Origin of the sequence: Pseudomonas sp. SWRI111 (genome assembly GCF_014268555.1) — a bacterium.
GTDB lineage: Bacteria > Pseudomonadota > Gammaproteobacteria > Pseudomonadales > Pseudomonadaceae > Aquipseudomonas > Aquipseudomonas hamedanensis.
Genome location: NZ_JABWQQ010000001.1, coordinates 684,250 through 698,970 on the forward strand (window position 1 = coordinate 684,250; position 14,721 = coordinate 698,970).

Annotated in this window: 12 protein-coding genes; 4 read left to right on the forward strand and 8 right to left on the reverse strand. The window is 61.1% G+C overall.

What is annotated here, in order from left to right:
- Window positions 1-211 precede the first annotated feature (211 nt).
- The 3 genes from HU755_RS02765 to HU755_RS02775 are packed head-to-tail and all read left to right on the forward strand — an operon-like array spanning window position 212 to window position 5,687.
- Window positions 212-1,456, forward strand: a complete 1,245-nt coding sequence (locus HU755_RS02765; protein WP_186630526.1) for an exonuclease SbcCD subunit D C-terminal domain-containing protein — start codon at window positions 212-214, stop codon at window positions 1,454-1,456.
- Complete coding sequence (locus tag HU755_RS02770; protein ID WP_186630527.1) at window positions 1,453-5,094, forward strand: SbcC/MukB-like Walker B domain-containing protein; 3,642 nt, start codon at window positions 1,453-1,455, stop codon at window positions 5,092-5,094. The genes HU755_RS02765 and HU755_RS02770 overlap by 4 nt, the downstream gene beginning before the upstream one ends.
- Window positions 5,091-5,687, forward strand: a complete 597-nt coding sequence (locus HU755_RS02775) for a glutathione S-transferase (protein WP_186630528.1) — start codon at window positions 5,091-5,093, stop codon at window positions 5,685-5,687. Before HU755_RS02770 ends, HU755_RS02775 begins: the two co-directional genes overlap by 4 nt.
- A gap of 151 nt (window positions 5,688-5,838) precedes the next feature.
- Here HU755_RS02775 and HU755_RS02780 read toward each other — a convergent pair whose 3' ends face one another.
- From HU755_RS02780 to HU755_RS02815, 8 genes are all read right to left on the reverse strand, one after another.
- Window positions 5,839-6,096 carry a hypothetical protein gene (locus HU755_RS02780; RefSeq protein ID WP_186551671.1) on the reverse strand — a complete coding sequence of 86 codons (258 nt, stop codon included), beginning with the start codon at window positions 6,094-6,096 and terminating at the stop codon, window positions 5,839-5,841.
- Complete coding sequence (locus HU755_RS02785; RefSeq protein ID WP_186551670.1) at window positions 6,093-6,305, reverse strand: hypothetical protein; 213 nt, start codon at window positions 6,303-6,305, stop codon at window positions 6,093-6,095. Before HU755_RS02785 ends, HU755_RS02780 begins: the two co-directional genes overlap by 4 nt.
- 331 nt (window positions 6,306-6,636) lie before the next feature.
- On the reverse strand, window positions 6,637-6,816 hold the full coding sequence (locus HU755_RS02790; RefSeq protein ID WP_016775003.1) for a hypothetical protein: 180 nt from the start codon (window positions 6,814-6,816) through the stop codon (window positions 6,637-6,639).
- A 160-nt stretch (window positions 6,817-6,976) separates the two neighbouring features.
- Window positions 6,977-8,146 (reverse strand): lactonase family protein, encoded by a 1,170-nt coding sequence (locus HU755_RS02795; protein ID WP_186630529.1) that lies wholly within the window; start codon window positions 8,144-8,146, stop codon window positions 6,977-6,979.
- Entirely contained in the window at window positions 8,133-8,444 is a 312-nt protein-coding gene (locus tag HU755_RS02800) for a DUF5629 family protein (RefSeq protein WP_076562525.1), read from the reverse strand. Before HU755_RS02800 ends, HU755_RS02795 begins: the two co-directional genes overlap by 14 nt.
- Before the next feature lie 168 nt (window positions 8,445-8,612).
- The gene (locus HU755_RS02805; protein ID WP_186630530.1) at window positions 8,613-10,193 is read right to left on the reverse strand and encodes an aldehyde dehydrogenase (NADP(+)); all 1,581 of its coding nucleotides are present in this window, start codon (window positions 10,191-10,193) and stop codon (window positions 8,613-8,615) included.
- 9 nt (window positions 10,194-10,202) lie between these two features.
- Window positions 10,203-11,195 carry an AraD1 family protein gene (araD1, locus tag HU755_RS02810; RefSeq protein ID WP_186630531.1) on the reverse strand — a complete coding sequence of 331 codons (993 nt, stop codon included), beginning with the start codon at window positions 11,193-11,195 and terminating at the stop codon, window positions 10,203-10,205.
- A 144-nt stretch (window positions 11,196-11,339) separates the two neighbouring features.
- Entirely contained in the window at window positions 11,340-12,662 is a 1,323-nt protein-coding gene (locus tag HU755_RS02815; protein WP_186630532.1) for an MFS transporter, read from the reverse strand.
- A 193-nt stretch (window positions 12,663-12,855) separates the two neighbouring features.
- Between HU755_RS02815 and HU755_RS02820 the strand changes: the two genes are divergently transcribed.
- Window positions 12,856-14,592: an IlvD/Edd family dehydratase gene (locus tag HU755_RS02820; protein WP_186551665.1), complete on the forward strand. Its 1,737-nt coding sequence runs from the start codon at window positions 12,856-12,858 to the stop codon at window positions 14,590-14,592.
- Window positions 14,593-14,721: the final 129 nt, after the last annotated feature.

Sequence of the window (14,721 nt, forward strand, 5' to 3'; positions counted from 1 at the left end):
GCTCCCGCTCGGCTGCGAAGCAGGCGTAAAAATCCGGCCACTGGTTCTCATTGAAGGTCCCCGGGTTCGCTTCGCAACCCAACGGGAGCAAGCTCCCTCGCCACAAGGTCTTCGTTCGACCCACAACAAGCGTGTTTGCCAGTAAACTCTCCGGTCCTCCCCGCCTCCCTTTCCCAGGCGGTCATCACCTTCTTTCGTAGCGGAGTCCACCTTGCGTCTGTTTCACACCTCCGACTGGCACCTTGGGCAAAACCTGCACGGCCAGGAGCGCGATTTCGAGCACGCGTGTTTTCTCGAATGGCTGCTGCGCCAACTGCAACAGGCGCAGCCGGATGTGCTGCTGATTGCCGGGGATATCTTCGACACGGTCAATCCGCCGGTGAAAGCCCAGGAACGTCTCTACGATTTCATCGTCAGTGCCCATGAACAACAGCCATTGCTGACCATCGTGATGATCGCCGGCAACCATGATTCCGGCTCGCGAATCGAACTGCCCGCGCCATTGATGCGGCGTTTGCGCACGCATGCGTTGGGCCGGGTGCTGTGGCTGGACGATGGTCAACTTGATGCCGAACGCTTGCTGCTGCCACTGCCCGATGCCAGCGGCGAGATTGCCGCATGGTGCCTGGCGCTGCCCTTTCTGCGTCCGGCGGAAGTCACCGGTGCGCACTTGGGCGACAATTATTTGCGTGGCATCGGCCAGGTGCATGAATGGCTGATCGAGGCGGCCAATGCCAAACGCCAGCCCGGTCAGGCGCTGATCGCCATCAGCCACGCGCACATGGCTGGCGGTTCGGTGTCGGAGGACTCCGAACGCAGCCTGATCATCGGCAACGCCGAAGCCCTGCCCGCCAGCCTGTTTGGGTCGAGCATCAGCTATGTCGCCCTCGGCCATTTGCACAAGCCGCAGAAGGTCAACGGTGAGGAACGCATCCGTTACAGCGGCTCGCCGATTCCATTGTCGTTCTCGGAAATCGGTTATCAGCACCAGATTCTCGACGTGACACTCGACGGCGAAACCCTGGTCAGTGTCGAGCCGAAGCTGATCCCGCGCTCGGTCAATCTGCAGCGTATCGGCCCGGCGCCGCTGGCCGAAATTCTGCTGCAACTGGCCGACCTGCCGAACATCGATCTGCTTGCTGAAACCCAGCGCCAGCCATGGTTGGAAGTGCGTGTGCGCCTCGACGAGCCGCAGCCGGATCTGCGTCATCAAGTGGAATCCGCGCTGCAAGGCAAAGCCGTGCGTCTGGTGCGCATCGCCGCTGAATACGCTGGCAATCGCGGCGCCGATGGCAGCGATGACGGCAACACGCTGATCGAACTCGACCAGCTCACCCCGCAGGAATTGTTCAGCCGCGCCTGGCTCGACAACTACGGCAGCGAGGTCGATGAACAGACGCTGAAAGACTTCGCCGAACTGCTACAGGACGTGCAACTGGAGGGCGAGCAGCCATGAAAATTCTCGCCATTCGCTTGAAGAACCTTGCCTCGCTGGCAGGTCCGTTTGAGATCGACTTCACCGCCGAGCCACTGGCCAGCGCCGGTCTGTTTGCAATCACCGGCCCGACCGGTGCCGGCAAAAGCACCCTGCTCGACGCCTTGTGCCTGGCACTGTTCGGCGCCGTTCCACGCCTGAACAACACCGGCCGCGACGCCAAAGTCCCGGACGCCGACGGCGAAATCGCCACTGGCGACCCGCGCACCTTGCTGCGTCGTGGTACCGGCGAAGGCTATGCCGAGGTGGATTTTGTCGGCGTCGATGGCCGTCGCTATCGGGCGCGCTGGGAAGCCAACCGCGCCCGTGAGAAGGCTGGGGGCAAGTTGCAAGCGAGCCGGCAGAGCCTGCGCGATATCGATCAGGATCAATTGCTCGCGAGTCAGAAAGGCGAATACAAAACCCAACTGGAAGCCGCGCTGGGCCTGAACTTCGAACAGTTCACCCGCGCCGTGCTGTTGGCGCAGAGCGAGTTCAGCGCGTTCCTCAAGGCTGACGACAACGACCGCAGCGAACTGCTGGAAAAACTCACCGACACCGCGCTCTACACCCGCCTAGGCCGCCGCGCTTTCGACAAGACCAAAGAAGCCCGCGAAGCGCACAAGCTGTTGCAGGATCAGGCCAGCGGTGTGACGCCACTGGCCCCCGAAGCCCGCGCCGAACTCGATGAGCGTTTCAACGCCGCGCAGCAACAGATGAAGGCGCAACAGGCGCAGCTCAAACAGCTTGAGCAGCAACACAGCTGGCTCAAGGATTTGCGTCAGTTGCAGGACGCGCAACAGGCGGCCAGCGAACAATTGCACAGTGCGCAGCAGCATTGGCAGGCGCTGGCCGGCGAGCGGGTAAAACTGACGCGCCTGGAGCAGCTCGGCCCGCAGCGGCATCAGTTCGCGCGCAAGGCCGAACTCGATGCACTGCTGACGCCGTTGGCGGCGCAGATTGCCGCACACACCCAACAACACGCGGCGTTGAGTGAACGTCAGGCGCAACTGGAACAAAGCCTCGACGCCGCGAAAGTCGCCCTCAGTGAAGCGCAGCAGCGGCAAAGCGAGAATGCGCCGCTGTTGCGTCAGGCGTTCGAAGAACAAAGTACCCTCGCCCGCCTGATCAAGGACGCTGCCAGCAGCGCCGAAGCCCGGCAAGCAGCCGAGCAAGCGTTCAAGGATGGTCAGAGCGCCATTCAGGCGTTGCAGGAAAAACAGACTCAAGTCGCCGAGCGCTTGCAGCGCATCGCCGCCGAGCTTGAACAGAGCGCGCATCTGGCCCCGCTGAGCGATGCCTGGAGCGCCTATCGCGACCGTTTGCAGCAGTTGATGCTGATCGGTAACCGTTTGAACAAGGGCCAGGCTGAACTGCAGTCCCTTGAACAAAACGCCGCGCGCAGTGCTGAAGAGTTGGCGTCGCACAAGCAGCAACTGGAAGTGCTGTTCAAAGAGGCCGGTGCCGAACCCGACGCGGTCGCAGAGCAGATCGGCATTCTCGGCACTCTGTTGCAGGACAACCGCAAACAACTGCGCGCCGTCGAAGACTTGTCGCGCCTGTGGGCCACTCGGCAGGATCTCGACAAGCGCAGCGAGGAGCTGCAACAGCGCCAGCTCCACGCGCAACAGCAGCGCGAACGCCTGACCCAGGACGGCGTTAAAACCAAGGCCGAACTGACCGTCGCCGAGCAAACCCTCAGCGTCACCCGCGAACTGCTCGAGCGGCAGCGTCTGGCGCGCAGTGCCAGCGTCGAAGAGCTGCGCGCGCAGTTACAGGACGACCAGCCCTGCCCGGTTTGTGGCAGCAACGAGCATCCGTATCATCAGCCCGAAGCGCTGCTGCAAAGTCTTGGTCGCCACGATGAAAGCGAACAGGCCAACGCGCAGCAAGTGGTCGATCAGCTCAAGGAGAAACTGATCGACCTGCGCGGCGAAGTCGGCGGCGTGATCGCGCAACAAAAGGAGTTGCTGCAACAGCAGGAACAACTCGCTGCCCAGCAACAAGCCTTGGCCCCAAGCCTGGATGCGCATCCGCTGTCGGCACAATTGCTGAACCAGGACCCCGACAAACGCGACGCCTGGCTCAGGCGCCAGAACGAGCAGTTGAACCAGAGCATCACCCAGGACGAGCAGCGCCAAAGCGTCCTGCTCACGTTGCAGCAGGACGCGGCGCGTCTGTCGCAGCAGTTGCGTCAGGCTGAAGTCGCCCACCAGCAAGCGGCGCAACACCTGAGCAATCAACAGCATGAACTTAACAGCGACCGTCAGCGCCTGGAAGAAGAGCTCACCGCGTTTGGGCCGTTGTTGCCCGCTGACACTCTCCAGGCCCTGCGCCTTGAGCCAGCCGCGACGTTCATGCAACTGGACCGGCAGATCGCCGAGCGTCTGGCGCAGCTTGAACAGCAAAAGGAAGAGCTGGGCGAACAGCAGCAACGCCAGCAGACGCTGGAAAAAGAACTGGATCGCCAACAGATTCGCAGCCAGCAGTTGCAAAGTGCCGAGCAGCAATTCAATACGCTGACCGAGCAACAGCAGAATTGTCAGGAAAAACTAGCGCAACTGCTCGGCGAACACAGCAGCGCCGAGCACTGGCAGCAGTTGCTCGAACAGGCCGTCGAGCAGGCGCGCACGGCCGAAACCAGCACGACCGAGGAACTGCAAAGCGTGCGCACGCAACGCGTGCAAATCGCGGCGGAACTCAAAGCGCAGCAGGAACGATTGCAGGCGCTCGAAAGTGAAGACAAAGCGCTCACTGACAAGATCGCCAGTTGGCGCGCCAGCCATCCTGAACTGGATGACGGCGGCCTCGAAGACCTGCTGCGCTTCGACGACGCGCAAGTCGCCGAATTGCGCCAAACCCTCCAGCTCAACGAAAAAGCCATCGAACAGGCCCAGGTCTTGGTGCAGGAACGCGATCAGCGTCTGCTCGATCATCAGGCGCAGCACAACGGCAACCTCGATGCCGAGCAGCTCGCCAGCGCCCTCGTCGACGTGCAGAACCAGTTCGCCGCCAGCGAACAGCAATGCGCCGAACTGCGTGCCGAACAGGCAGAGGACCAGCGCCGGCAGAACGCCAATCAGGCCTTGGCCCAGCAGATCGCCGGGGCCTATGCCGAGTATCTGCGCTGGGCGCGCCTGAGTGCCTTGATCGGCTCAGCCACCGGCGACACCTTCCGCAAAATCGCCCAGGCCTACAACCTCGATCTGCTGGTGCATCACGCCAACGTGCAACTGCGCCAATTGGTCAAACGCTATCGCCTGAAACGCGGCGGCAGCATGCTCGGTCTGCTGGTGATGGACACAGAAATGGGCGATGAACTGCGCTCGGTGCATTCGTTGTCCGGCGGCGAAACGTTCCTCGTGTCGCTGGCCCTGGCGCTGGGGCTGGCCTCGATGGCCTCGAGCACGCTGAAAATCGAATCGCTGTTTATCGACGAAGGTTTTGGCAGCCTTGATCCCGAATCTCTGCAATTGGCCATGGACGCCCTGGACGGTTTGCAGGCGCAGGGGCGCAAGGTTGCGGTGATTTCCCATGTACAGGAAATGCACGAACGGATCCCGGTGCAGATTCAGGTGCGGCGCCAGGGTAATGGTTTGAGTACGCTGGAGGTGAAATGAACACGCTGTATTCCTTCCGCCGCTGCCCCTACGCGATGCGTGCGCGAATGACGTTGCGTTATGCCGGCGTGCCGGTGGACATCGTCGAGGTCAGCCTCAAGGACAAGCCGGCAGAAATGCTGGCGATCTCGCCGAAGGGCACCGTGCCGGTGCTGGATGCTGATGGCGTGGTGATTGATGAGAGTCTGCAAATCATGCGCTGGGCGTTGGCGCAGAATGATCCGGATGACTGGTTGTTCAAGGATGATCCCGGGGCTGAGGTCATCATGAACATGCTGATCGAAACGAACGACCAACCATTCAAGACATCGCTGAATCACTACAAATACGCTGAGCGTTATCCAGAGCAACCGATGGAGGTTTATCGTACGCAGTGCGAGATGATCGCCCACTATTTGGATCTGACGCTCGCGGAGCACGACTACCTGCTGGGCGACCGACTCAGTCTCGCCGACATCGCCCTGCTGCCCTTCGTGCGGCAGTTCGCTCACGTTGATCGCGAGTGGTTTGCGCAGACGCCTTATGTTCGCTTACAGAAGTGGTTGCAGCGCTTCATTGAGTCCGAACTGTTTACCTCAATCATGAAGAAGTAACCCTCTCTCCTTTGCTTGATCGTTCCCACGCTCCGCGTGGGAATGCAGCCCCGGACGCTCTGCGTCCACTCCAGAGTTGGAACGCGGAGCGTCCCTTGAGGCATTCCCACGCAGAGCGTGGGAACGATCATCGCCCAGCGCTGAGCAATCATCAGGCGAGAGCGTTGCACATGCCCAGTGCCATGCAATCCACTTCAAACGGCCCGAGAAAATCGACTGCGATTCTGGCCGGTGGATTGCCCGCCATCAGGCCCAGCGTATTCGCCCGCTCGATGTTGTGGGCGATGTTGTGGTTGGCCTCTATGGCCCGGGCCAGTGCGCCCACCGAACCTTGACCGAAACCCAGCAATGACGCGCCGTTGGTCATCAATGCCAGGCTGGCAATAACCCAAAGTCTATAGCCTTTCATGCGCCACCAACTCCCGCGAGTTCAGCCCGGTCGACCATCACGCTCTGCGAACGGACTTCGAATTGGATGCCAGGGTGGGCGACGGCGATTGGCGCGTCGAAGCGGTGTTCCATCTGCGAGCCGATGCTGACGATCAGCACCACGGCCAGGTACAGACCGATGGCCAGGTAGGCGCCGCGTTTGGCGGAAGTGAGGATTGCGCTGGCCATGGTGTTCTCCCGTGGGCAAGTTTCGATGCCCACAGAATCAATCAAACGAACCGAAGCAACCACTCAGCGTTTGCCATAGTAAACATCAGCTTCGTTGATTATTTACCGGCTCTATTTGCCCGCGAGAAAAAACCTATGAGCGAAGAACGCGCACACGCGTAGGAGCTGCCGAAGGCTGCGATCTTGATCGTTCCCGCGCTCTGCGTGGGAATGCAGACCGGGACGCTCTGCGTCCCATTGGAACGCGGAGCGTCCCTAGAGGCATTCCCACGCAGAGCATGGGAACGATCAGGATCGCAGCCTTCGGCAGCTCCTACGGGGAACGGTGCGCTCAGGCTTGGGTTTTATGATCCAGAGCGGCATAGAAGTTGGCGCTTTGTTGCAGGTATTTCTGGGTGTAGCTCTGGGTGTGGGATTTCTTGCTGGCGATTTCGACGTTGGCACCGGCGGGCAATACCACGGTGGCGGAAATGGCGGAGGCGGCGATAACGGAGAAGAGATTGAAGTTCATGGCGGTAACCCTCGTGTTCGTTAGCTTGGTTTGCCCGGTCGGGCTGTGAAACAAACGTAACGCTGGAGGGTTGGCGCTTGAAATCTTTTGTAGCATTAGCCGTTATCAGTGCAATTAATACAACGACACAGGCCCCGCGAGCCGGGCCTGTGGCTTATTGTCACAGCAAAAACTTGAGGTCGCTGGGTGCGTCCATCGGCAGTTTTTGCACGGTTTTGCCGAGCAGACCGGTCTTGGCATCGCGCTCGACGACGACAATCTGGTTGCTCTTCTGGTTGGCGATCAAGACGAACTTGCCGCTCGGATCAAGGGCAAACTCACGCGGGTGGTCGCCGTCGACCGAGCGTTTTTGCAGTTCTTTGAGCTGCCCGGTCGCAGGATCGATGCTGAACACCACGAGTTGATTGGCCGTGCCGCGATTACTCACATAGAGGAATTTGCCATCGGCCGAGGCATGCAGCGCTGCGCCCGCCTTGTCCGAGGTCGGCTGGCCTGCTGCAAGGTCAACCAGTTGCGTCTGGGTCAGCACGCCGTCGTTGTAGTCGAACACCGCGACCTGCGCGCTCATTTCCATGGTCAGCCAGGCGTGCTTGCCGTCGGCGCTGAACAGCAGATGACGCGGGCCGCTACCGGCCGGCATCGACACCGAGGCTGTTTTCGCCGGGGTCAGCGGCAAGTGCGGGTTGGCTTTGGGGTCGAACTGGTGAATGAACACCTTGTCCGCACCGAGATCGTTGGAAAACACGTAGCGACCGTCCGGTGAGGAAACCGTTGCATGCACGTGGTTCGAAGCTTGCCGCTCAGGATTGACCCGGCTCGCCGGGTGCGCGCTCATTTGCACCACCGGTTTGAGCTTGCCGTCGGCATCGACCGGCAATACCGCCAGGGTGCCGCCCGGGTCTTCCATCACCGAATAATTGCTGACGAACAAATGGCTGGCATCAGCGCTGAGGCTGGAATGGGTCGGCTCGTTGCCCAGGCTCTGCACTTGGTTGATCAGACTCAAAGCGTGGGTTTTCGGGTCGATGGCGTAACTGCTGACGCGACCGACCGGGTCGCTCTGGCCCGGGCCGTTTTCATTGACCACGAACAGACGTGTCTGGTCTTTGGACAGGGTCAGCCACGACGGGTTTTCGCTCTTGACCACTTGCAGCGGCTTGGGGTTGATCTGGCCGGTGGCGCTGTCGAACTGCATCCGATAGAGGCCCTCGCTGGTGCCGGCGGTGTACGACCCCACCAGCAATTGGAAGCTTTCGGCGGACGCCGTGGAAAAGCCCATCGCACCGACGCTGCCGGCCATCAACAAGGGCCAGAAATTACGCATCTTCATTATTGTCATCCTCGTCGTCGCTGCTGCTGACTACGTCGCCGAGACACACCAGACGATGCTCGCCCGTGGTCTTGGTGTCGCTGGCGTAACCGACGATCAGCCAGCTCTGCAGCGTCTCATCAAACGTCGCCGCCGCGACCTGCGCCGGGGTGAATTCCCAGTGCTTCGCTTCACGGCCATCGATGCATTCGATGTGCAGGTTATCGTCCTCGTCGAGGGCGAATTCGAAGGCGTGCAGGCCATCGATTTCGACCATGCCGCAGTGTTCGAGGGCGTTGAGAAGGGTTTGGGCAGTCATGGCAAACAGTCTTTCTTGGGGGGGAAAGTGCCAATGATAACTTATTGTCGAAACAGTCCCCTTGTAGGAGTGAGCCTGCTCGCGATAGCGGTGGGTCATCCAGCAGAGATGCTGAATGTAAGACCGCTATCGCGAGCAGGCTCACTCCTACAGGGGTTGTCGTTGGCTTTAGAGCGCCTCACGCGATGGCTTGCCATCGACCAGACGCTGAATGCGCAGCGGGTTGGCGTTTTTCAGCGGCTCCGGCAGCAGGCTGTCCGGGTAGTTCTGGAAGCACACCGGACGCAGGAAGCGGTCGATCGCCAGCGTGCCTACGGAAGTGCCGCGCGCGTCGGACGTCGCCGGGTAAGGCCCGCCGTGGACCATCGAATCGCAGACTTCGACACCGGTCGGATAACCGTTGAGCAGGATGCGCCCGACCTTTTGTTCCAGCAGCGGCGTCAGTTCGGCGAATTGCTCGAAGTCCGACGGCTCGCCGATGATCGTCGCGGTCAGTTGACCATGCAGACCGTGCAGCGCCGCGCTGAGCTGTGCCTGATCGGCGACTTCAACGATCACCGTGGTCGGCCCGAACACCTCTTCCTGTAGCACTTCTTCACCGTTGATCAACAGGCTGACGTCAGCCTTGAACAACTGCGGCTGCGCCTGATTGCCCTGCTGCGGATTACCGGCAAGGTGTTCGATGCCACTGTGCGCCAAGAGTTTTTCCAGGCCTTTGCCGTAGCTGCCGAGGGTGCCGGCGTTAAGCATGGTTTGCGCCGGTTGATCGCCGATCAGGCCGGCCAGTTGCTGGATGAACGCGCTGAATTGTGGCGAGCGAATACCGATGACCAGACCCGGATTGGTACAGAACTGACCACAGCCCTGCACCACCGAAGCGGTAAGGTCACGAGCCACTGTTTCCGAACGCTTTGCGAGCGCCTGCGGCAGGACGATGACCGGGTTGATGCTCGACATTTCGGCAAACACCGGGATCGGTTGCGGGCGCGCCGCAGCCATGTCGCACAAAGCGCGACCGCCCTTCAGCGAACCGGTGAAGCCGACCGCCTGGATCGCCGGATGCTTGACCAGCCATTCGCCGACGCCGCCACCGTAGATCATGTTGAACACACCGGCCGGCATGCCGGTTTTCTCTGCTGCGCGAATCACCGCGTCAGCAACCAGCTCAGCGGTGGCCATGTGACCGCTGTGCGCCTTGAACACCACCGGGCAACCGGCCGCGAGTGCCGCTGCGGTATCACCGCCGGCGGTGGAAAATGCCAGCGGAAAGTTGCTCGCGCCGAACACTGCGACCGGGCCGAGGCCGATGCGGTATTGACGCAGGTCCGGGCGGGGTAGCGGCTGGCGATCGGGCAGCGGCAGATCAATCCGCGCGCCGTAGAAGTCACCGCGACGCAGGACTTTGGCGAACAGGCGCATCTGCCCGCTGGTACGACCGCGCTCGCCCTGAATGCGACCGGCTGGCAGCGCAGTCTCGCGGCAGACCAGGGCGACAAAATCATCGCCAAGGGCATCCAGTTCATCCGCGACTGCGTCGAGGAACTGCGCGCGGCGTTCGGCGCTGAGGCTGCGATACGTCGGGTAAGCCGCTGCGGCAGCTTTGGCGGCGGCGTCGACTTCCTCCGCCGTGGCCTGAATGAAGTCGTGCGGCAAGGCTTCGCCGGTGCTGGCGTCAACCGATTGCAATTTGACGGTGCCGGCGGCGCTGCGCTGTCCGCCGATGTAGTTGTGACCGAGAATCTGAGTCATGGGATCTCCTTAAAGGGTGCCGATGCTGTCCGGTTCAAAAGCCGCTTTGACCGGTGCGATGCCGTTGACCAGCGGTGCGCCAAAGTCGGCCTGGCTGATCTCGAAGGTATCGCCCGGCTGGGTGCGGATGCCGTCGGCAAACGACAGGGTCGCGGTGCCGAAGAAATGAATGTGCACGTCGCCCGGACGCAGGAATTGACTGTATTTGAAGTGGTGGTATTCGAGGTTCGCCAGGCTGTGGCACATGTTGGCCTCGCCGCTGAGGAACTCGTTCTGCCACAGCACCTCGCCGTCACGTAGGATTCGACTGGTGCCGGCAAGGTGTTGAGGCAATTCACCGGTGCGAAGTTCCGGACCATAACTGCAACTGCGCAATTTCGAGTGCGCGAGGTAAAGGTAATTCTTGCGCTCCATGACGTGGTCGGAGAACTCGTTGCCCACCGCGAAACCGAGGCGATACGGTTTGCCGTCGTTACCGATGATGTACAAGCCGGCCATCTCTGGCTCTTCGCCGGCGTCTTCGGCAAACGGCGGCAGCGGGAACGGCTGGCCCGGACGCACGACGATGCTGCCGTCGCCCTTGTAGAACCATTCCGGTTGCACACCGGCCTGCCCCGCCGCCGGCTTGCCGCCCTCCACGCCCCACTTGAAAATGCGCATGGTGTCGGTCATCGCCGCTTCGTCGCCGGCCTGCTGGTGCATCTTGTCGCGGGCCGAGGCGCTGCCCAGGTGAGTCAGGCCGGTACCACTGACCAGCATGTGCGCCGGGTCCGGGTGGTCCAGCGGCGGCAGGATGCGCAGGTCGTGGAGCAACTGCGCGTAGTCGTGACTGGCGCCGAGGCCAAGGGTCTGCACCTGCTGCTCAAGGGTGCTGCCTGCTTCGATCGCGGCCAGCGCCAGATCGCGCACACTGCGGGCGTCTTGCACTTCGCGGACCTGACCGTTGTCGACCACGCCGACGCGGCGTTCGCCGTTGGTTAATTCGAATTGCACCAGATGCATGTTTTTCTCCTGTTTTTCAAAGCCACCGCCAATCCCTGTAGGAGTGAGCCTGCTCGCGATGGCGGTGTGTCAGTTTGCAAATTTTTCGCTGATACACCGCCATCGCGAGCAGGCACACTCCTACAGGGGGCCAGTGTTAGTCAGTCAGGTGCGGGTTGCGCCCCGCGCGCTGGCGGCGAATTGGTCGACGGGTAAAACGTGCTTGCGTTCCAGCACACGATAAACAATGCCGGTCAGAATCAGCCCGAACACCATCACGCCAGAAAGGAAGTACAACCCCGAAGCCAGGTTGCCGGTGTATTCCTTCAATGCACCAATCACGAAAGGTCCGATGTAACCGCCAAGGTTGCCCACCGAGTTGATCAACGCAATCCCCGCCGCCGCACTGGCGCCAGCAAAGAACCGCCCCGGCAAAGTCCAGAACACGGCGGTGCACGAAAACAAAGCAAACGCCACCAGACACAGCGCCGCCAGTTGCGCCACCGGCAACGAGAGCCAGGCGCTGAGGAACAGGCCGATCGCACCCAGTACATACAGAACGGCGAGATGCCCGTAGCGATCATTCAAGCGGTCGGAGCTGCGCGGAATGATCAGCAGGCCGATGATCCCGAAGATGTACGGCACCGATGAGACGAACCCGGTCACCAGGTCGCTGCCGCCGAATTGTTTGATCAGCGTCGGCAGCCACAGGCCCAGGCCATAGATGCTCAGTGTTACCGGCAGATAGAACAGCGCCAGCAGCAGCACGCGTTTGTCTTTGAGTGCATGCAGCGGATTGCCGTGGCGGGTCTGGCCGTACTCCTGCAAGTCCTTTTTCAGCTCGCCGGTCAGCCAGTCTTTTTCAGACTGATCCATCCACTTCACTTGCTGCGGGCCGTCCGGCAGCCAGCGCAGCACCGGCCAGGTCAGCAGGATCGCCGGGGTGCCGATAACGATGAACAGCCACTGCCAGCCGTGCAGGCCGAGGATGCCGTCCATGCCGAGCAAACCGCCGGACACAGGGCCGGTGATCATCATGGCGATCGGTTGCGACAGGATAAATAGCCCGAGGATCTTGCCGCGATGGCGTACCGGGAACCACTGGGTGATGTAGTACAGCACGCCAGGGAAGAAGCCCGCCTCCGCCGCGCCGAGCAGAAAGCGCATCACGTAGAAACTGTGCGGCCCTTGCACGAAGGCCATGCCGATGGTGATCGCGCCCCAGGTAATCATGATCCGTGCGAACCAGCGCCGCGCGCCGAAGCGTTCGAGCATCAGGTTGCTGGGGATTTCGAAGAGGAAATAACCAATAAAGAACAGCCCGGCGCCCAGGCCGTAGGCCGCATCGCCGATGCCGATGTCGGCGCCCATGTGCAGCTTGGCGAAGCCGACGGCGGAGCGATCCACATAGGCGATCAGGTACAGCAGGATCAGGAAGGGAATCAGTTTCAGCGTGATGCGCCGGATAAGCCGCAATTCCTGGCTCATGAGATCGGTCTCCGATTGTTGTTTTTATAGAACCTCGGGGGACGCCTCTCACGGAAAACCGTCAGGGCCATCCCTCCGTCGAAAACGACTATATAGTAATACTATTTACTCAACAACACTTCCAAACGGTGGATTTTGAGCTTATGTTAAGCCATCGCTGGAACACTATAGTCATACAATAAGAGAAACGATCATGTCTGATAAGAAACCCACCCTGCGCTCCGCCCAATGGTTTGGCACGGCCGACAAGAACGGCTTCATGTACCGCAGCTGGATGAAGAATCAGGGCATCGCCGACCATCAGTTCCACGGCAAGCCGATCATCGGCATCTGCAACACCTGGTCGGAATTGACCCCGTGCAACGCGCACTTCCGCCAGATCGCGGAGCACGTCAAACGCGGGGTGATCGAGGCCGGTGGTTTTCCGGTGGAATTCCCGGTGTTCTCCAATGGCGAATCGAACCTGCGCCCGACCGCCATGCTCACCCGCAACCTGGCGAGCATGGACGTTGAAGAAGCGATTCGCGGCAACCCGATTGACGGTGTGGTGCTGCTGACCGGCTGCGACAAAACCACCCCGGCCCTGCTGATGGGCGCGGCCAGTTGCGACGTGCCGGCGATCGTCGTCACCGGCGGGCCGATGCTCAACGGCAAGCACAAGGGCAAGGACATTGGTTCCGGCACCGTGGTCTGGCAGCTCAGCGAACAGGTCAAGGCCGGCACCATCACCATTGACGATTTCCTCGCGGCCGAGGGCGGCATGTCGCGTTCGGCGGGCACCTGCAACACCATGGGCACCGCGTCGACCATGGCCTGCATGGCTGAAGCGCTGGGCACTTCGCTGCCGCACAACGCGGCGATTCCGGCGGTGGATGCACGGCGTTATGTGCTGGCACACATGTCCGGCATGCGTGCGGTGGAGATGGTTCGAGAAGACCTGAAACTGTCGAAGATCCTGACTAAGGAAGCCTTTGAAAACGCCATTCGCGTCAACGCTGCCATCGGTGGTTCGACCAACGCCGTCATTCACTTGAAGGCCATCGCCGGGCGCATTGGCGTTGAGCTCGATCTGGACGACTGGACCCGCATCGGTCGTGGCATGCCGACCATTGTCGACCTGCAACCGTCCGGGCGTTTCCTGATGGAAGAGTTCTACTACGCCGGTGGCTTGCCAGCGGTACTGCGTCGCCTCGGTGAGGCCAATCTGATTCCCAACCCGAATGCGCTGACCGTCAACGGCAAATCCATCGGCGAGAACACCAAAGACGCGCCGATCTACGGCGAAGACGAAGTGATCCGCACCCTCGACAACCCGATTCGCGCTGACGGCGGGATTTGCGTATTGCGCGGCAACCTGGCGCCGCTGGGTGCGGTACTCAAACCGTCCGCCGCTACCGCTGAACTGATGCAGCATCGCGGTCGTGCGGTGGTGTTCGAAAACTTCGACATGTACAAGGCGCGGATCAATGATCCGGAGCTGGATGTCGACAAAGATTCGATCCTGGTCATGAAGAACTGCGGGCCGAAGGGTTATCCCGGCATGGCTGAAGTCGGTAACATGGGCTTGCCGGCCAAGCTGCTGGCGCAGGGCGTGACTGACATGGTGCGTATCTCCGACGCACGCATGAGCGGCACGGCGTACGGCACGGTGGTTTTGCACGTCGCACCTGAAGCCGCAGCGGGCGGGCCTTTGGCGGCGGTGCAGGAAGGCGACTGGATCGAACTCGATTGCGCCAGCGGTCGTCTGCATCTGGACATCCCGGACGCCGAACTGGCGGCGCGCATGGCCGATCTGCAGCCACCGCAGCAATTGCTGGTGGGTGGCTATCGTCAGTTGTACATCGACCATGTGCTGCAGGCGGATCAGGGTTGTGACTTCGACTTCCTGGTGGGTTGCCGAGGGGCCGAGGTCCCGCGTCACTCCCACTGATCACACAAATCCCTGTGGGAGCGGGCTTGCTCGCGAAGGCGGCGGCACATTCAACAGTTATGTTGTTTGACCCACCGCCTTCGCGAGCAAGCCCGCTCCCACAGTTGCTTTTGCGTATCGCCTCAAATC

Excerpts from the sequence above, each read along its gene's own strand:
- HU755_RS02820 (WP_186551665.1), top strand. The coding sequence starts at position 12,856 with ATGTCTGATAAGAAACCCACCCTGCGCTCCGCCCAATGGTTTGGCACG.
- araD1 (WP_186630531.1), bottom strand. The coding sequence starts at position 11,195 with ATGCATCTGGTGCAATTCGAATTAACCAACGGCGAACGCCGCGTCGGC.
- HU755_RS02775 (WP_186630528.1), top strand. The coding sequence starts at position 5,091 with ATGAACACGCTGTATTCCTTCCGCCGCTGCCCCTACGCGATGCGTGCG.
- HU755_RS02770 (WP_186630527.1), top strand. The coding sequence starts at position 1,453 with ATGAAAATTCTCGCCATTCGCTTGAAGAACCTTGCCTCGCTGGCAGGT.
- HU755_RS02815 (WP_186630532.1), bottom strand. The coding sequence starts at position 12,662 with ATGAGCCAGGAATTGCGGCTTATCCGGCGCATCACGCTGAAACTGATT.
- HU755_RS02780 (WP_186551671.1), bottom strand. The coding sequence starts at position 6,096 with ATGAAAGGCTATAGACTTTGGGTTATTGCCAGCCTGGCATTGATGACC.
- HU755_RS02785 (WP_186551670.1), bottom strand. The coding sequence starts at position 6,305 with ATGGCCAGCGCAATCCTCACTTCCGCCAAACGCGGCGCCTACCTGGCC.
- HU755_RS02795 (WP_186630529.1), bottom strand. The coding sequence starts at position 8,146 with ATGAAGATGCGTAATTTCTGGCCCTTGTTGATGGCCGGCAGCGTCGGT.
- HU755_RS02805 (WP_186630530.1), bottom strand. The coding sequence starts at position 10,193 with ATGACTCAGATTCTCGGTCACAACTACATCGGCGGACAGCGCAGCGCC.
- HU755_RS02790 (WP_016775003.1), bottom strand. The coding sequence starts at position 6,816 with ATGAACTTCAATCTCTTCTCCGTTATCGCCGCCTCCGCCATTTCCGCC.
- HU755_RS02800 (WP_076562525.1), bottom strand. The coding sequence starts at position 8,444 with ATGACTGCCCAAACCCTTCTCAACGCCCTCGAACACTGCGGCATGGTC.